Annotated in this window: 16 protein-coding genes; 8 read left to right on the forward strand and 8 right to left on the reverse strand. The window is 44.6% G+C overall.

Features of this window, described 5'->3' with window-relative positions; genetic code table 11:
* Nucleotides 1–28 precede the first annotated feature (28 nt).
* Both CXF58_RS05800 and CXF58_RS05805 read right to left on the reverse strand, forming a co-directional pair.
* Nucleotides 29–424, reverse strand: coding sequence for a hypothetical protein (locus CXF58_RS05800; RefSeq protein ID WP_101204402.1), 396 nt, complete (start codon nt 422–424; stop codon nt 29–31).
* Entirely contained in the window at nt 399–1,277 is an 879-nt protein-coding gene (locus tag CXF58_RS05805; RefSeq protein ID WP_102076871.1) for an alpha/beta hydrolase family protein, read from the reverse strand. Before CXF58_RS05805 ends, CXF58_RS05800 begins: the two co-directional genes overlap by 26 nt.
* 86 nt (nt 1,278–1,363) lie before the next feature.
* Between CXF58_RS05805 and CXF58_RS05810 the strand changes: the two genes are divergently transcribed.
* Nucleotides 1,364–1,729: a MerR family transcriptional regulator gene (locus CXF58_RS05810; protein ID WP_095570545.1), complete on the forward strand. Its 366-nt coding sequence runs from the start codon at nt 1,364–1,366 to the stop codon at nt 1,727–1,729.
* A gap of 331 nt (nt 1,730–2,060) precedes the next feature.
* Here CXF58_RS05810 and cysG read toward each other — a convergent pair whose 3' ends face one another.
* Both cysG and CXF58_RS05820 read right to left on the reverse strand, forming a co-directional pair.
* Nucleotides 2,061–3,671 (reverse strand): siroheme synthase CysG, encoded by a 1,611-nt coding sequence (gene cysG, locus CXF58_RS05815; protein ID WP_102076872.1) that lies wholly within the window; start codon nt 3,669–3,671, stop codon nt 2,061–2,063.
* 258 nt (nt 3,672–3,929) lie between these two features.
* Nucleotides 3,930–4,880: an acyltransferase gene (locus CXF58_RS05820; protein WP_102076878.1), complete on the reverse strand. Its 951-nt coding sequence runs from the start codon at nt 4,878–4,880 to the stop codon at nt 3,930–3,932.
* 356 nt (nt 4,881–5,236) lie between these two features.
* On the opposite strand from CXF58_RS05820, the gene CXF58_RS05825 reads away from it, so the two are divergent.
* Complete coding sequence (locus tag CXF58_RS05825) at nt 5,237–5,980, forward strand: SDR family NAD(P)-dependent oxidoreductase (RefSeq protein ID WP_068405360.1); 744 nt, start codon at nt 5,237–5,239, stop codon at nt 5,978–5,980.
* A gap of 94 nt (nt 5,981–6,074) precedes the next feature.
* On the opposite strand, the gene CXF58_RS05830 is transcribed toward CXF58_RS05825, so the two are convergent.
* The 3 genes from CXF58_RS05830 to CXF58_RS05840 all read right to left on the reverse strand — a co-directional run bounded on the left by CXF58_RS05830 (nt 6,075) and on the right by CXF58_RS05840 (nt 9,055).
* A complete protein-coding gene (locus tag CXF58_RS05830; RefSeq protein ID WP_068405362.1) occupies nt 6,075–6,713 on the reverse strand; it encodes a phosphoadenosine phosphosulfate reductase domain-containing protein in 639 nt (212 codons plus the stop codon).
* Nucleotides 6,714–6,780: 67 nt separating this feature from the next.
* The gene (locus CXF58_RS05835) at nt 6,781–7,377 is read right to left on the reverse strand and encodes a DUF934 domain-containing protein (RefSeq protein WP_102076873.1); all 597 of its coding nucleotides are present in this window, start codon (nt 7,375–7,377) and stop codon (nt 6,781–6,783) included.
* On the reverse strand, nt 7,370–9,055 hold the full coding sequence (locus CXF58_RS05840; protein WP_068405368.1) for a nitrite/sulfite reductase: 1,686 nt from the start codon (nt 9,053–9,055) through the stop codon (nt 7,370–7,372). The genes CXF58_RS05835 and CXF58_RS05840 overlap by 8 nt, the downstream gene beginning before the upstream one ends.
* Nucleotides 9,056–9,321: 266 nt before the next feature.
* On the opposite strand from CXF58_RS05840, the gene sat reads away from it, so the two are divergent.
* The gene (sat, locus tag CXF58_RS05845; RefSeq protein ID WP_102076874.1) at nt 9,322–10,575 is read left to right on the forward strand and encodes a sulfate adenylyltransferase; all 1,254 of its coding nucleotides are present in this window, start codon (nt 9,322–9,324) and stop codon (nt 10,573–10,575) included.
* Between the two features lie 110 nt (nt 10,576–10,685).
* Here the strand turns inward: sat and CXF58_RS05850 are convergent, their stop codons facing one another.
* Nucleotides 10,686–11,219 (reverse strand): hypothetical protein, encoded by a 534-nt coding sequence (locus CXF58_RS05850; RefSeq protein ID WP_102076875.1) that lies wholly within the window; start codon nt 11,217–11,219, stop codon nt 10,686–10,688.
* 365 nt (nt 11,220–11,584) lie between these two features.
* Between CXF58_RS05850 and CXF58_RS05855 the strand changes: the two genes are divergently transcribed.
* The 5 genes from CXF58_RS05855 (at nt 11,585) to CXF58_RS05875 (ending at nt 16,974) form a co-directional block, all read left to right on the forward strand.
* Nucleotides 11,585–12,760, forward strand: coding sequence for a sulfate ABC transporter substrate-binding protein (locus CXF58_RS05855; protein WP_228706550.1), 1,176 nt, complete (start codon nt 11,585–11,587; stop codon nt 12,758–12,760).
* A gap of 222 nt (nt 12,761–12,982) precedes the next feature.
* On the forward strand, nt 12,983–14,086 hold the full coding sequence (locus CXF58_RS05860; RefSeq protein WP_102076876.1) for a sulfate ABC transporter substrate-binding protein: 1,104 nt from the start codon (nt 12,983–12,985) through the stop codon (nt 14,084–14,086).
* 222 nt (nt 14,087–14,308) lie between these two features.
* Nucleotides 14,309–15,190, forward strand: coding sequence for a sulfate ABC transporter permease subunit CysT (cysT, locus tag CXF58_RS05865; RefSeq protein WP_068405497.1), 882 nt, complete (start codon nt 14,309–14,311; stop codon nt 15,188–15,190).
* A complete protein-coding gene (cysW, locus tag CXF58_RS05870) occupies nt 15,190–16,182 on the forward strand; it encodes a sulfate ABC transporter permease subunit CysW (protein WP_102076877.1) in 993 nt (330 codons plus the stop codon). The genes cysT and cysW overlap by 1 nt, the downstream gene beginning before the upstream one ends.
* A gap of 69 nt (nt 16,183–16,251) precedes the next feature.
* Nucleotides 16,252–16,974, forward strand: a complete 723-nt coding sequence (locus CXF58_RS05875; protein ID WP_082894303.1) for a sulfate/molybdate ABC transporter ATP-binding protein — start codon at nt 16,252–16,254, stop codon at nt 16,972–16,974.
* The last annotated feature ends 46 nt before the right edge of the window (nt 16,975–17,020 follow it).

Raw genomic sequence — 17,020 nt, forward strand, 5'->3', positions numbered from 1 at the left:
AAGGCTAAAGTTTCACCAATTAGTACTCTTAATGCCCACTTTTATTTTTAAAGTACATCGTTACATAGGCGATTAACCAAAAGGCACAAATTGCTTGAAACCAGATAAGACTGTGCATGGTAACAGTCATGATATTATCAGTCTCTATGTTGTAGTGCAGTAACGACAACAACCCCATTAAGGCGTACAAATAAAGCCACCAACGTCCTTTGGTCATCTGGCTTTTGACAGCCACAATCAGGCCATAGATACCAATTGGTGTCATGACGAACCAGAAGGCATCTACAAGCTGAGGAGATAACCAATCAGGCTCAGGATAGTGATCGAAATGAATCACATTATGAACATAGTGTAAAATGCTCGAAAACACATTAAGTAATACAATGAAAATCAGAGTTTTATAGTGTTTGTAACGGTTTATCATGATGTACCTTGTTGATCGTCTCTAAAATATCTTGCCAAATATGAGTGTTTTTACTTCTAAAGTAGCCAAAATGTCCAACTGATTGGTCTGAGCCCCTGCCAATGCTATAGCGTTTAAAAGTGATAGGTCGATCGCTGGTCACATTTTTCCAAAAATTATGCAGGTTGCGTTCAGTACAGATTTCATCATCATCGGCAGTGAAGACGAAAGTTGGCACATTAAAATTTTTGTAAGTGCCAAGGGGAATGGTTTTCCCATAGAATTTATCTGAGAAAAACAGCTCTTTTTCTCGGCACCAAGCACCCCATTCCTCTGTAGAACCAGCTGGCAAATCTTCCATGAGTTTGAAGCTTTTAGCCGGCACATAATTAAAGACTTTATTACTAAGCGGTGCTAAAAAACGGAAAAAGAAATTGGCTTTAAGACGATAGCGAAGCGGCATATAGCTAAAGTATCCTGCTGAGACAGCCACTGCAATTAGAGCATCTAATTGATCGGCGTTATGAGCAAGGCCAACTTGTTGACCTCCAGCGCTATGCCCTACGCAATACAAGGGTAAGTCATTGAACAGGCGCTTGGCTGTATCGATGGCAGCTGGAATGTCGTACCGTCCGATATCAGAATACTGATAATGACACTCCTTTAGATGACTTGTTTTAGAATCGCAAAAACCTCTATAGTTCCAAAGAATGACATGAAAACCATGCTCTCTTAAGTATTTAGCAAACGGCAAATAATAAGAAGTTTTAGTAGCGGTTCCTGGATTTATTAGAACAACGGCCTTAGGGTTATTCGCTTTATAGAGGGTTGCACGCAGCTCGACGTTGTCGTCCGTCAGAATATTTATATCCATAAAAGAACCTACTTGTTGTTAATTAACGCCTACTATAAACTATGGACATTACTCCACAGTCAAGCGTTAATTGAGGGTGCTCGATAATGAATATAAAAGAATTAACTGAAACAGTCGGACTAAGCAGAGATACGATCCGTTTTTACGAAAGGGAAGGATTAATTTCGTCACCATCTAGAAAATCTAATGGTTATAGAGATTACGATAACAGGATTGTGGAACAGCTCAATATGATTATTATGGCGAAGGAGTTAGGTTTCACCTTAAAAGAGATTAGAGAGCTAACAGAGCTATTGTATTCAAACAACCTGACGCAATCACAAATGGGTGAAAAGCTTCTAGAAAAAAACAAACAGCTAGAAATTAAAATTTCAGAACTGTCTAAGATGAAAACGTTAATCGATAATGCATTAAAAGGTATGTGTGAATATAAGGATAAGTTGGCGCTTTGAGACCTTCCTAAATTTTGTGTAAGCATTTAATCTAAACGTCAGTTACACAGAATCTGGGATGGTCTCTTCAAGTCCTCACTAGCGCACCGATCATAGATAGAATATCTATGGTAAGTACATCATGAAGTACACTGTGGCTATCTCAGCAAGTTGAAACCTTAATACCATTAGCTCACAGCCAAAGATTCAAGTCCTCACTAGGGTACCGAATTAGTTAAAGCACCTAATTGGTTCCTCGTAGGTATACCTTTAACAAACTATTATTATGTCAACGTCATAGAGGTTTTTGATGCTCTCTACAATCTCGATAGTCGCTTGACCTTAATCGCACTTAACCAATTACTAGTTGCTCCACATCATCAGCGGTCGACAAATTAGCGACCATTGATAGCGCATGTGCTTGCTGGCTAGTAGGGGCTTTTGCCGCCGCTGTCTTGCCACCGCGCAACCAATTGTTATCAGTATCAGCAGCATTTTCGTTGTTTTGCTCATTGTCTACATGATACCAAGCCAGATCATGATGCAGTCCAACCACATCTCCCATAATCAGCAGAGCAGGCGTGGGTAGCTGGTTTTGTTCTTGCAACTCAACGATATTGGCAAGCGTACCAGTCAAAACTTGCTGATTGGGCATACTGGCATTAGAGACAATGGCGATAGGGGTATCGCTACTACGTCCAGCATCAATCAAACCTGTCGTCAAGCGTGGTAGTGAATGCAGCCCCATATAAAACACCACCGTCTCGTCGGTATTTAAAAAGCTTTTAAAGTTGCTGTTTGGCGTGCCAGCCTTCAAAAACCCCGTGACAAAACGTACCGACTGCGAGTGATCACGGTGCGTCAAAGGAATACCTGCATAACTTGCAGCAGCATTAGCAGCAGTGATACCAGGCACAACTTGATAAGGGACGCCATGCGCACGCAAGCTTTCAATCTCTTCACCGCCGCGGCCAAAGATAAAGGGATCACCGCCTTTTAAACGCACCACACGGCGACCTTCTTTTGCACTATTGACAAGCAGCTCATTGATGCCAAGCTGAGCGACGGCATGGTTGCTACGTTTTTTACCGACAAATACTTTGTCAGCATCGCGGCGGCATAAATCCAATACTTGCGGTGATACTAACGCATCATAATAGACGATATCGGCTTGCTGCATGAGGCGCAGCGCTTTAAAGGTCAGCAGCTCTGGATCACCGGGGCCTGCACCGACGATATAAACTTCACCCATTGGATTTTTTACGGTGTGAGATTCTGTAGATGTATTATCTGCTGTACTTTTTTCATTGATAGCGGATGCAGTGTTATCTAAATCCGCTTGCAGTCGCGCCGCTGCTGCATCTTCATTACCAGCAAACATCAGCTGACTGACTTCACCTTCAAAAGCGCGCTCCCAAAACTGACGACGTCCTGTCAGCGTTGGGATTTTGGTTTTTACCTCATCCCGAAAGTCACCAGCCAGCTTGGCCAATTTGCCATAACCTTGCGGGATTAACGTCTCTAAACGTGCGCGCAGTAAACGTGCCAGCACCGGCGCTTTGCCATTGGATGATATGCCAATCACAATTGGATTACGATCAACGATGGCTGGGAAAATAAAGTCGCATAAATGCGGCGTATCAACCACATTAACGGGAATATTCAGCTCGCTGGCATCAGCGTGAATCTGATGATTGAGCGCTTCATCATCGGTAGCGGCGATAATAACGCGTGCGCCAGTCATATAAGCTTGATTGTAGTTTTCATAAATCAGTTCGTGCTTGGCTTTGTCCTTAGTATGGCTGAGCAAAGCTTGTATTTCAGCACTGATAGTTGGTGCAAGAATCGTGATCGCAGCACCAGCGCGCCTGAGTAAGTCTGCTTTACGTAGCGCGACATCACCGCCACCAACGATCAGTACTTTGCGGTCTTCTAATTTAAAAAATAGCGGAAAGGTGTTCATAGCATCACCAATGATTCAGTCAATATAAAATATGTCATCATTATGCGGTATCACGCGCTGCGTCTCATGCAGTGAATTGGCATTAACATATTCGTTTTTGTCATGTTGCTGATGGTTTTTGCTAAGATGTGGAATAGCTGGGGAATAAAAACGTAGAAACGTGGCAGAAAAAAACCACAAGCTCACTTTTAAGCTTGTGGCTGATGTGGATTCTAAATCTTATATTTACATGGATAGAGTTTAACGTACTGCCAAAGTCTACTCAAACTCACTTAGCATCTTAGTAATACGCACATCTTTTTGTTGCCAAATGTCCTCGAGCCAATCAAACATCATTTTTTTAGTGGCTTCATCACGGTCATAACCGCCGTCCATGATGGCCGCAAATAACTTGTCCGGTATGGTTAAGCGCGTCACATCGACGCCCAAGCGACGGATATTACCTTTCCATAAATCATCATAGTCAGGCGCACCGTCGGGATAGACGATAGTCACGTCTAAAATCGAATCCAATTCATTGCCTAACGCATTAATGGCCAATGACAACCCGCCAGCGCGTGGCTTTAATAAATGCTGATAAGGTGAGCCTTGCTTATCATGTTTTTCTTTAGTAAAGCGCGTGCCTTCCAAATAGTTTAATAGCGCGAAAGGTTTGTTCTTTAATTGACGACAGGCCCGCTTTGCTTCTTCGATATCCTTACCTTTGAGGGCAGGATTTTTGGCAATCGCTTCTTTAGAGTGACGACGCATCATTGGGAAGTCTAAAAAGTAAAAGGCTTGACCGATAACGGGAATATAAATCAAATTAAACTTGGTGAAAAACCTTGTTAGAGGCAGGGTGTCTTGGCTGATATATTGCACGATACTGGTATCGACCCACGACTGATGGTTACTGACCAAGAGGTACTGCTTGTCCTCGCTTAGACCATCGGGCAGGTTGATGCGCCAGTCTTTATGAGGTAGGGCGTGGTCGATAACGGCATTATTAGTATTAATCCAATACTTAGTAATTGCAATTAAGGCATCATCAGTCAGTTTTGACCCAGTCAATACTTTCGCCGCGCCCATAGTCCAGACCGGTAGACCAACCAACGCACTATTGGCGGTGAGGACGCCAGTACCCGTCAAAAAAGAGGCAGCCTTGCCGACAGCTGGCAATTTATCATGCAGTTTTTCATAGAATGAATCGATTTTTTTTATTAAAGGCATATCAAATATCCGTATTGATGAGTGTGGCAAAGCCATGATCGAGCTTGATGATAAAAAGGCGCACAGGTAGCCGCAACGACGGGCAGCTTCGTCCATAGTTTAGCGTTAAAAGAGTGGCTTAACGTTTAATGTGAGGTTGCGCCAGCTTTGAAGCCATAGAATACCTTAATGTTAGCCGATAAAACGTTAAGAAAACGTTATTTATGCAACTAAAAGGCTAGATATGTGCCAGTTATTAGCTGATTAAAAATGTCTAACATAGCCTAACATTCACAGTTCGATGACTATGTTAATCCAACCTAGATGTGATCAGATAGAAAAAAGTTTTATTTACAATATAAAAAACAAGGATGAACATGATGAAATTACAAGACAGGGTGGCCATTATATTTGGCGGTACCTCAGGACTAGGCGAAGCGACTGCAAAAGCGTATGCCGATGAAGGGGCAAAGGTCGTCGTCACGGGTCGCGATGAAGAAGACGGCAAACGTATTGTCAAAGACATAACCGATAAAGGTCAAGACGCTCTCTTTGTGCATGGCGATGTGACCAAAAAAGCAGAGATTGAAGCGGTAGTCGATAAAGCCTTAGAAGCTTACGGTCAAATTGACATTTTATATAATGGTGCAGGCATCCACGACGCTTATGATAATGCCGTCGAGTTAGAAGAAGACTTATACGATAAATTGATGGCAATTAATGTCAAAGCGCCATACCTCGCCTCAAAAGCGGTGATTCCGCACTTTATCAAGCAAGGACGTGGAGTTATCATCAATGTTGGCTCACAAGCCACGCAAATGGCAGGCCCCGGCGGTTCCGCTTATGTGACTTCCAAGCTTGCGGTGTTAGGATTTACCAAACAATTGGCATTTGATTTTGGCAGTCAAGGGATCAAAGTAAATATTCTATCGCCGGGCTTTATCGAAACGCCTATGACCGATGGTATTGATGATGAGCGCTTAAATCGTATCCCAGCCCAGCGCGCTGGCAAGCCCGAAGAGATTGCAGCGCTCGCGGTATTTTTGGCGTCTGATGACTCAAACTATATGCATGGCTCGAACGTCTTTATGGATGGTGGTTGGATTCTCGGTCGTAAATAACGTTCTAAAAAGCTATAATCTTAAGCTATCTAAGTGTAAAAAGCCCTCTTAAATGATAAGAGGGCTTTTTAATTTCACAGGTTAAGAATAAAGCTTAAAGCTGCGTATGCAAACCACATTCACGGCTTTCTTCAACTTTGGTTGGATCAAAGTAATCAAACTCGTTAGGCAAGTTATGCTCTTCAAGATAGACGTCTAAATCCGCGTCTGTTTTTTCAAATAATGGTGCAACTTTTAACACGCCGTCTTTTGATAAACTCAGCACATCAAGACCTTGGCGAAATTCCGTTTGATCTTTACGAATGGCGTTAAACCAGACATCAGGTTTCAGCTCATCTAGCGCACGGCGAAATGGCTCAAGTTTTACTTGGTCCGTGAATTCATCATGCTGCGGATTATCAATGCCTGGGATACCGTTCATGGTTGCGTCACGATAGGCAGCCGTTTGCTTAGGAATGTAAGTGATGACGTTTAAATTCAAATCACGGATGACTTTATTGGCAAACTGGTAAGTCGCATCGGTGTTATAGCCAGAATCTACCCACAATACCGTGATATCAGGGCGCTGCTTAGCAACCAAATGCAAAATCGCGGACTCATATGGGCGGAAATTGGTGGTGATAATGGGGTTTTTAGCTTGGCTAAGCGCCCATGCGACGATTTCTTCTGGTGATTTACCTTTTAATTCTTGGTTGGCTTGATCGATATCTAAATTTGGGTGTAATTGGCTCATGATGGATTCCTTAAGGGTAAAAAAATATATAAATGATTGATAATAAGTAGGGTGGTGACTATGAATATTAAGCACCAGCAAACATCGGTAGGTCGGCGGCGTTACGACCGTCATAACTACTGGCAAGCGCATTAAATGCTTGGCTGATATCAGAAATAGAGTGCAAATCATGCGCACTTATCACAAAACTGTCGGCGCCTGCGCGTAGCAGATAGGCGATTTGATCGCGGCCAAACTTGCCAGCCATACGAATCTCGCCTTGATAGCCCATTTGGCGTAAGGTTTGGGCGTAACTAAAACCACGTCCGTCCGTGAAAGCGGGAACGTGAATCACAATCAAATCTTGCTGTAATAAAAACTCTGGAATACGCGTCAGCACTTCGGTGTCGCTATCGGATGTCACCCAGACACCGGTACGGCTGATATGCTTGGCTAACAATTCACGTACTTGTAATAGTAGTCCGCCTGCAATATTGCCTTTAGCATCTAATAAATCAGCAAGCGATAAAACGACTTCGAGTTTTTCTTGTTTTTGCAGCAGCTCTAGCAGTGATATATCGGTCAGGGTAATACCATCAGGCAGCTCATTGGTGCTAAGCGCAAGCCAAGTGTCAGTCTCACTGATATCGGTGCCATCGTTATTGAACACATGATGATTAGCCATAGACCTTCTCCTTAAAAGGGGCAATACCAATACGGTCAACTAAATCACCAAAGCCTTCGACATCATTGTCATTACTGACGCGCTGCTCAAGGTAGACGTCGATTATCTTTTGTATCGTCGTTGCTACGGCATCGGTTGGTACAGCCTTGCCCAATATCTTACCGAGTTTGGCGTCGTTGCTAGAGTTACCGCCGAGGCTGATTTGATACCAGTATTCACCTTTTTTATCGACCCCAAGGATACCGATATCGCCGGTATGGTGATGGGCGCAGGCATTCATACAGCCAGACATATTGAGGCGAATCTCACCTAAGTCATAAAGGTAGTCGAGATCATTAAACTGTTTTTCGATTTGCTCAGCGATATTGTGGGTTGTGGCATTGGCAAGCGAGCAAAAATCCCAGCCTGGGCAGACGATCATATCAGTTAGGGTGTTGATATTTGGACGGGCCAAATGTAGCGCCGCCAGCTGCTGCCATAGCTCGTACAAGCGATTGGTTTGTACATCGGCAAAGACCAGATTTTGCTGATAAGTACCGCGCAGCTCGCCAAAGCTATGTTCGTCAGCGAGGTCGGCGAGGGCGTCCATTTGCGACTCAGTAATATCACCTGACGGTACGTAGCGTCCGTCGACCAAGCCCGCTTTTAACGAAATGACCACCGCGCGGTAGCCTGCGATTTTATGCGCCACGGTATTTTGCTGATACCAATTGGCAAAGTCTTTATCAGCCTCTAGTTGCTGCTGCAAGTCCGACTGTACCTGTAGCGCATCAAAGCTGAGATAATCAGGCTCAGTAAAATAGCTGCTGGCCTTGTCAAAGTTGGCATCGGTCAAGGTCAACGGCCCATCTTTGATATTGGCTTCCCATTCGGCATCGACCAATTTGGCAAACGCAGGGCCGCCCATGCTATCGACCAATATCTTGATACGCGCTTTGAATTTATTGTCGCGGCGACCATGCAGATTATAGACACGCAAAATCGCATCTAAATAGCTGAGCAGATGCTGGCGTGGTAAAAATGTATTAATGGTTTTGCCAATCACGGGCGTACGCCCAAGTCCGCCACCAACTATCACTTCAAAGCCAAGCTCGCCTGCGTCATTTTTCTTTAAATGCAGTCCGATATCATGCACCTGCGTTGCCGCGCGGTCTTTTGCCGTACCGATGACGGCAATTTTAAATTTACGCGGTAAAAAAGCAAATTCCGGATGAAAGGTTGACCACTGGCGAATAATCTCGCAATAAGGACGCGGATCGGCGATCTCTTCTTTATGAATACCCGCATAAGGGTCGGTGGTGGTATTACGGATACAGTTGCCCGAGGTTTGGATAGAATGCATTTGCACCGATGCCAATTCGGCCAAAATATCTGGCACTTCTTCAAGTTTTGGCCAGTTCAGCTGCATATTGGTACGGGTGGTAAAGTGGCCGTAACCTTTATCATATTTACGGGTAATCTCAGCCAATTTGCGTAATTGATAGGTTGCCAGCAAGCCATATGGCACGGCGATACGTAGCATCGGTGCATAGCGCTGGATATATAGCCCGTTTTGTAAACGCAGCGGTAAAAACTGCTCTTCTGGCAGTTCACCTGCCAAAAACCGCTCGGTTTGGTCGCGAAACTGGGCGACTCGTTCCTCTACCAAGGTTTGGTCAGCGTAATTATATTGATACATGACGTAATCTCAATTTTGTTTTTAACTTAAAAAGCCGCGACGAAAATGATTTGCGTGTGATCGCTTGTATTGCCAATCGCAAGGTAAACAATTCAGAGTCACATCATATAAGCTTAAACCCATAAACATAAATTCCTTTAAGACATATCCATATCCAAACACAGCATAAATTTTCATAACCAAAGTTAGGTAGCCTATGTTTATCAAATTTAAGCGCTCATTCTCCTGACCAACTATCTCTCAATTTCATTATTAAGGTTTTAAAAATGACATCTACCAATCCCAATCTTTCCTCATCAAAACTTGTTCCGCCGCACGGCAGTAGCGAGCTAAAACCATTACTATTAAAAGGTGAGGCGCGCAAGCAAGCATTAAAGCTTGCCAGCACGTTGCCGACGATTACCTTAAGCTCTCGTGAGCGCGGCGATTTGATTATGCTTGGGATTGGTGGCTTTACCCCGTTAAATGGTTTTATGAATCAGGCAGATTGGCAAGGCGTCGTGGATAATATGCGCCTGCAAAGCGGCGACAATGTTGGCTTGTTTTGGCCGATTCCCATTACCTTATCAGCGCCTAAAGCGACTGCCGATAACTTAAACCAAGGTGATAAAGTCGCGTTAGTGGCGCAAGATGGTGAGGTTATGGGTATCTTGACGGTAGAAGAAACTTATACCATTGATAAAGCCCATGAGTGTCAGCAAGTCTTTACCACTACCGATAGCGAGCATCCGGGCGTACAGCAAGTACTTAACCAGGGTGAGGTAAACATCGCAGGTAGTGTTGAAGTACTAAGCGAAGGCGAGTTCCCAACGCTATATCCTGAGATTTATAAGACGCCTGCTGAGACGCGCGAGATTTTGGATGCCAAAGGCTGGAAAACCGTTGCCGCCTTCCAAACGCGTAATCCAATGCACCGCTCGCACGAATACCTTGCCAAGATTGCTATCGAGATTTGCGATGGGGTATTGATTCATTCATTGCTCGGCGCGCTAAAACCGGGCGACATCCCAGCCGAAGTGCGTCAAGAAGCCATCAAGACCTTGATTGATAATTACTTTAGAGCAGACACCGTTATCCAAGCTGGGTATCCGCTCGATATGCGTTATGCTGGACCACGCGAGGCGCTACTACATGCGGTATTCCGCCAAAACTACGGCTGTAGTCATCTGATTGTTGGTCGTGACCATGCGGGCGTCGGTGATTATTATGGCGCGTTTGATGCGCAAACCATCTTTGAATATGTTGGTAAAGATGACTTGATTACCCAGCCGTTAAAAATTGGCTGGACATTTTGGTGTAATGCTTGTAATGCCATGGCTTCTGATAAAACCTGCCCGCATGAAGCATCTGAGCATGTCAAAGTATCAGGCACCAAGCTACGTAAAGCGCTATCAGAAGACCTCGATGTACCAGAGAACTTTAGCCGTCCTGAAGTGCTAGAAATTTTGCGTGACTACTACGCCGGTATCGCAAAAGAGGAGCGTGCTGAGGTGAAGTTGGTCGGTGCCTCTGCAGTATAAGAATCTTAATATTTAAAAAAGATAATGCGCAAGAAAAAAGGTGTCAGAGTAACTATCTGGCACCTTTTTTATCATCTCATTTTATTATCTAAAATAGGCAATTAAAACTATTAATTGAGCGCTAAATCACCCTCAAGCTTTTGATATTCGCCAATGAGTGAGGCTCCACCCGAACAAAAATAATTCAGCGCGTACTTATCTTGGCTATCAATAGTCAACGCATCATCTTTAAACTGGAAAAAGGCGGTACTGTCATTGACCTTAGTTTGAAAAATGACACCGTGCGCCTCGTCTTGTCCCATTAATGTCGCTTTACCATCGAAGTGACAAGTTGGTTTTTTCACATCACCACGCGCTCGTACCTTAATATCAATTTGCTCGCCATTGTCTGCGCCGTCAGCTCTTATCATCACACCCACCCAATCATAGCCTTGGGCACGCTTGGCATAACCGTCAGAGGCGTAATCGCCAACGACCGTCTGCACCGCTGGTGTGACAGCAGCGTTTGGTTGCTGAATCGTTTGGTTATTAACGCTTGGCGTTACGTTATTACAGCCACTTAAGGCCAATAAAGTCATAGAGGTCGTTAAAATACCTACAAAAAAGCGTGACTGACGGGCATGACGAGGTGGAGACTTGATCATTGCATTACCTTTAATAAAGGGGTTAGTAAACAGGAAATAAGTGAAAGCGGATGGGCTAAGTTTTATCAGTGCAGCGCCTGATATACAACAAGCTAAGGGATAATATCGACTCTATAGAGGCTCGTCTAGAGCCTAAGCAATACCGTAACTTACTCAAAAGTGTCTGCTTATCACAAAACTACAAAAATACCGAGGAAAAACAAGCACTTTAGAATAACTAATAAAATTACTTATGCCAAGTTAATCACTCGATAAGCGTATTTGTCACTAAGCAATTGTCTCGCAGGCTGTTAGCATATTGCTCATTATCCATAGAACCGAATTTCGAAACGCAAGGTTTTTATCCCTATTATTAGAGAGCAAATATGCAGCCAAATAAAAAGAGCGGTCAAAAGATACCTCCTAAGCACTTTAATGCGCGTGCTTCTTTCGCCATTCAACCTAAAAGCATCGGCACAGTGCTCACCAATCGCTTTAGTTTTACCGTCAATCTTACCAGCAGTTTTGGTCTTGGTAGTGTGCTCGCAGCGGCGGTAATGATCACAGGCTGCAACCCTACCGAAGCCAACCAAAACGACGCCGCCAATAAGGTAAAAAATATTGATTTATTAAATGTGTCTTATGATGTGTCACGCGACTTTTATAAAGACTACAACCCGTTGTTTAATGCAAATTATCAGCAAAAACACCCAAGTATCAAGGTGAATATCAACCAATCGCACGGCGGATCGAGCAAACAAGCTCTAGCGGTTGCTAATGGCTTGCAGGCAGACGTCGTTACTCTCAACCAAGAAAGCGATATGAATTTGTTGGTTGAAAAAGGCTTGGTGGCTAGCGATTGGCAACAGGCATTACCGAACAATGCCGTCCCTTATACCAGTACCATGGTGCTCTTAGTTCGTGCGGGCAACCCAAAAGGCATCAAAGACTGGTCAGATTTGGCGCGTAACGATATTGCCGTAGTATTGCCAAATCCAAAGACCAGTGGCACGGCGCGTTATGCCTTTTTGGGCGCTTATGGCTACGGCTTACATCATTTTAAAGAAAAGGTGCAAAGCCCCGCCAAAACCGATACTTTTATCAAAAAACTACTGGCAAACGTCGTCACCTATGACAATGGCGCGCGCGCTGCCACCACGACCTTTACCCAGCGCGGTCTTGGTGATGTTTTAATCACCACCGAAAACGAAGCGCATCTGGCTGCTAAGCAGTTTGCCAAAGGTCAGGTCGATATCGTGTATCCAAGTTACTCTATTGTGATTGCCAACCCTGTGGCGGTGGTGAAAACCGTAACCGATAAAAAAGGCACCACCGCCGCGGCAAATGACTATTTAGCAGGCCTATGGTCGACGCCCGCACAAGAGCTGATGGCACAGATGTATATGCGCCCTAGTAATGCCAAGGTGCTTGCCGCCCACAGCAAGACCTTACCTGAAATTGCAACCTTTGAGCCTGTGGCGGTATTTGGTGATTGGGACAGCATCATGGCGACGTTCTTTGTCGATGGCGGGCGTTTTGATCAGCTGGCAAGGGTGAAGTAGAGCAAGTTTTGAATAGTTATAAACAATTTTTATTAGCAAATAATACAAGTGTAAAGGCTATTTAAGAGATTGCTCGTTTAAGTGCTTGATAAGGCTGTATTTTAATCACCATTACTTCATTATTCCATTTTGGCAATAACATACGCATATTCATCATTAAACATAATAAGCTGGCGCTGTTAGCATACTTGCATTCACCAATTAATCCCTTTTGAGGCTGCCATGACATCATATACCACAGGTTATAAATATAAAAACAAAACGCTTAGCGTACTAAGTATCGCCGGTGTGGCGCTTACGTTGGGTATCGCCGGCTGTAGCAATAGTGAAAAAGCTGAGCCAACTGCCAATGCAGAAGGCACGCCAGCCGCTAGTGAAGGTCAAGATATTGAGCTATTAAACGTTTCTTACGATGTGGCCCGTGACTTTTATAAAGACTACAACCCATTATTCGTTGAGCACTATAAAAGCGAGAACCCAAACAGCAATATCTTAATCAAGCAATCGCACGGTGGCTCAAGTAAGCAAGCATTGTCTGTGGCTAACGGTTTACAGGCCGATGTGGCGACCATGAACCAAGGCTCTGATATCGAGCTACTTGAGAAAAAAGGCTTGGTTGAAGCGGATTGGGAAAGCAAATTCCCAGATAACGCCGTACCTTTTACCAGTACCATCGTATTTTTGGTGCGTAAAGACAATCCAAAAGGTATTAATGATTGGCAAGACTTGACCAAAGAAGGCGTTGAGATTGTCATGGCCAATCCAAAAGTCACGGGTAATGGTCGTTATGCGTTCTTAGGCGCTTATGGTTATGGTTTGCATGCCTTTAATAAAGATGAAACTAAGGCCAAAAACTACGTCAAAGACATGCTGAAAAACGTCAAAGTCTATGAGAATGGCGGACGTGCAGCGACGACGACGTTTGTTCAGCGCGGTATCGGTGATGTCTTGGTCACCTTTGAAAACGAAGCCAACTTGGCTGCCAAAGATTTTGGTGCAGGGCAAGTCGATATTGTTTATCCAAAATACTCTATCAAGTCTGAAAGCCCAGTCGCTGTTGTGAAAACCGTGACTGACAAAAAGGGCACCACCGATGCGGCAAAAGCCTATCTTGATTACTTATGGAGCGAGCCTGCACAGCAATTGGCAGCTAACTTATATCTTCGCCCAAGCGTGAAGAGTGTGCTTGATAAAAACAGCGATAAGTTGCCACCTATCGATACTTTCCGTCCAAACGATGCTTTTGGTACGTGGGATGAAATCATGAGCACTTACTTTAGCGATGGCGGCGTGTTCGATCAGTTAGCCATTAATGCACCAAAGTAAGCCGCTAGTACGCTGACTGATTGTGCTATTTAGAAATTTTCTTAAATAGCATTTAAACCGTCAGTTTTACCATAACGTCCAAGCACCTAAAGGACATGGCTACCCACGCTATGTCCTTTATCGCTTACACAGACCCATAATAAATACATTAAATACATCTGATAGCACGTGGTGCTTACAAGCAGAAAATAAGCGCCAGCAGTTAGGCAATAGGACATCACTATGAGTGCAACAACTTCTCCTGCCAGCAAACCCATCAAGAAAGGGTGGCTGACGCGCTTGCGTCAACGCAATGTGCTACCAGGGTTTGGGCTAAGCATGGGCATCACCGTCTTTAGCTTATCGTTACTGGTGGTGCTACCGTTTGCCATGATGGCCTATACCACGACACAAATGGGCTGGACGGGTTTTTGGGAAACCATTACTCAGCCGCAAGTCACTGCTGCTATCAAACTCAGTTTATGGATGTCGTTTTTGGCGATGCTAACCAACATGGTGTTTGGTACGCTGGTCGCTTGGGTGCTGGTGCGCTATGAATTTTGGGGTAAGTCGCTGATTAATGCCTTGGTTGATTTGCCATTTGCACTACCGACAGCGGTTACCGGTATCTCGCTTGCGACTCTTTATGCACCCAATGGTTTAATCGGCCAGTGGTTTGCCAAATTTGACATCCAAGTCGCCTTTACGCCACTCGGTATTTGGCTCGCTTTAGTGGTCGTCAGCTTTCCGTTTATCGTCCGTGCGGTGCAGCCAGTGCTTGCAGAATTGTCCGTTGAATTCGAAGAAGCGGCGGCGGTATTGGGTGCCAATCGTTTAACGACCTTTCGTAAGGTAATTTTGCCAGAGCTATTGCCGGCTTTACTGATGGGCGCGGGTATGATGTTTGCCCGTGCCACTGGCGAGTATGGCTCGGTGATTTTTATTGCTGGTAATATTCCGATGCAGTCTGAGATTTTACCTTTAATCATTATTAGTAAGCTTGAGCAGTTTGATGTGCAAGGCGCATCCGCTGTCGCACTTTTTATGCTACTGATTTCGTTTGTAATTTTATTGACCATTAACATCGTACAGTGGAAGCTGTCGCGCCGCGTAGGAGCCCGCTAATGCAAATTTCTAATAGCTACGACTACCAAAGCAATCCAGCGACCAAAGACACGCCGTGGATACGCCGTACTTTTATCGGTATCGCCGTACTGTTTATGGTGGCGATGTTGGTGGTGCCACTTTTAGCAGTGTTCTATGAAGCCTTTAAAAACGGTTGGCAGCTTTATATAGCTTCCCTGGTTGACCCTGAAGCTTTGCAGGCAATTAAATTAACTTTAATTACTGCCGCTATCGTGTTGCCGATTAATATGGTGATGGGTATTGCAATAGCTTGGCTTGTGACCCGTTACCAATTTAAAGGTAAACAGCTGGTAACCACCTTGCTTGATTTACCATTTTCGGTATCTCCGGTGGTGGCAGGTTTGATGTTTGTGCTGCTATTTGGTCTAAACTCTAGCATCGGTGGCTGGCTTGAGAGCATGGGCTTTCAGGTGATTTACGCCGTACCAGGGATTATTTTAGCGACTTTATTTGTGACCTTTCCGTTTGTAGCGCGTGAGCTCATACCCTTGATGCAGACCCAAGGCGATAGTGAAGAGCAAGCAGCTTTAACCTTAGGCGCTAGCGGTTGGCAGACCTTTTGGCATGTGACACTGCCTAATATCAAATGGGCGCTACTGTATGGTTTGATTTTGACCAACGCACGGGCGATGGGCGAGTTTGGCGCAGTAAGCGTGGTATCTGGTCATATCCGCGGCGAAACCAATACCATGCCGCTATTGGTTGAGATTGCTTATAACGATTATAACTTTACCGCCGCCTTTGCCTTGTCGAGCTTACTGGCTGCCTTAGCGCTGGTAACGCTATTGATACAACAAGTGATGACCAAGCTGCAAGAGCGCAAATTTGCTAAGTCTGAGCGTCTAGCAAGTGCGCCTGAATTGCCAGTAAGTGCCAACGCTGGCAATGCTAGCAATACGTCAAACACTAAAGACGCTAAGAAAGTGCAGGATACAGATGCCACTTTAGCAAAAAGCACAGGCAATTTATAAGCGCTATTTTACAAATCCGTCAGCAAGAAAGGCATCTGCTAAGCCAAAAATATAATAAGAGAACCCATTATGAGTATCGAGATTCGCAACGTTAATAAAAAATTCGGTAACTTTACCGCTTTAGATGATATCAATATCACCGTGCCAACAGGCAAGTTGACGACGTTGCTTGGTCCGTCAGGCTGCGGTAAAACCACCTTGCTGCGTATCATTGCAGGTTTAGAATATGCGGACTCTGGGCAGATATTATTTGATGAGCTCGATGTCACCAATACGCCGGTGCAAAAGCGCCATATTGGTTTTATGTTTCAGCATTATGCGTTATTTCGCCACAAAAACATCGCCGATAATGTCGGCTTTGGCTTAACCTTGCTACCGAAGAATGAGCGCCCGAGTAAAGCGGATATCAATAAGCGCGTTGCTGAATTGCTAGACCTAGTACAGCTGCCGCAAGTTGCCAATGCTTATCCGCATCAATTATCAGGTGGTCAGCGTCAGCGTATCGCGCTGGCACGAGCCTTGGCAGTAAAGCCAAAACTATTATTACTCGATGAGCCGTTTGGCGCGCTAGATGCCAAAGTCCGTAAAGAGCTGCGCACTTGGCTAAAAAATATCCACCACGAGCTGGGTATTACGAGCATTATGGTAACCCATGACCAAGAAGAGGCGCGGGCGGTATCGGATGAGATTGTGGTGATGAATCAGGGCCGCGTCGAGCAAGTAGGGACGTCAGAGGAGCTGATTCACCAGCCAGCAAACGCCTTTGTCAGTGATTTTTTAGACCTAGTCTAATTTAGGCTTAAAGGCGTATTTATATTAAGGGCGTATTTTAAAACAA

Source organism: Psychrobacter sp. Sarcosine-02u-2 (assembly GCF_002836335.1).
Taxonomy (GTDB): domain Bacteria; phylum Pseudomonadota; class Gammaproteobacteria; order Pseudomonadales; family Moraxellaceae; genus Psychrobacter; species Psychrobacter faecalis.

Coding starts and splice junctions, on each gene's coding strand:
- CXF58_RS05860 (WP_102076876.1), top strand. CDS start 12,983: ATGACATCATATACCACAGGTTATAAATATAAAAACAAAACGCTTAGC.
- CXF58_RS05850 (WP_102076875.1), bottom strand. CDS start 11,219: ATGATCAAGTCTCCACCTCGTCATGCCCGTCAGTCACGCTTTTTTGTA.
- CXF58_RS05875 (WP_082894303.1), top strand. CDS start 16,252: ATGAGTATCGAGATTCGCAACGTTAATAAAAAATTCGGTAACTTTACC.
- cysT (WP_068405497.1), top strand. CDS start 14,309: ATGAGTGCAACAACTTCTCCTGCCAGCAAACCCATCAAGAAAGGGTGG.
- cysW (WP_102076877.1), top strand. CDS start 15,190: ATGCAAATTTCTAATAGCTACGACTACCAAAGCAATCCAGCGACCAAA.
- cysG (WP_102076872.1), bottom strand. CDS start 3,671: ATGAACACCTTTCCGCTATTTTTTAAATTAGAAGACCGCAAAGTACTG.
- CXF58_RS05855 (WP_228706550.1), top strand. CDS start 11,585: ATGCAGCCAAATAAAAAGAGCGGTCAAAAGATACCTCCTAAGCACTTT.
- sat (WP_102076874.1), top strand. CDS start 9,322: ATGACATCTACCAATCCCAATCTTTCCTCATCAAAACTTGTTCCGCCG.
- CXF58_RS05820 (WP_102076878.1), bottom strand. CDS start 4,880: ATGCCTTTAATAAAAAAAATCGATTCATTCTATGAAAAACTGCATGAT.
- CXF58_RS05825 (WP_068405360.1), top strand. CDS start 5,237: ATGATGAAATTACAAGACAGGGTGGCCATTATATTTGGCGGTACCTCA.
- CXF58_RS05800 (WP_101204402.1), bottom strand. CDS start 424: ATGATAAACCGTTACAAACACTATAAAACTCTGATTTTCATTGTATTA.
- CXF58_RS05840 (WP_068405368.1), bottom strand. CDS start 9,055: ATGTATCAATATAATTACGCTGACCAAACCTTGGTAGAGGAACGAGTC.
- CXF58_RS05805 (WP_102076871.1), bottom strand. CDS start 1,277: ATGGATATAAATATTCTGACGGACGACAACGTCGAGCTGCGTGCAACC.
- CXF58_RS05830 (WP_068405362.1), bottom strand. CDS start 6,713: ATGAGCCAATTACACCCAAATTTAGATATCGATCAAGCCAACCAAGAA.
- CXF58_RS05835 (WP_102076873.1), bottom strand. CDS start 7,377: ATGGCTAATCATCATGTGTTCAATAACGATGGCACCGATATCAGTGAG.
- CXF58_RS05810 (WP_095570545.1), top strand. CDS start 1,364: ATGAATATAAAAGAATTAACTGAAACAGTCGGACTAAGCAGAGATACG.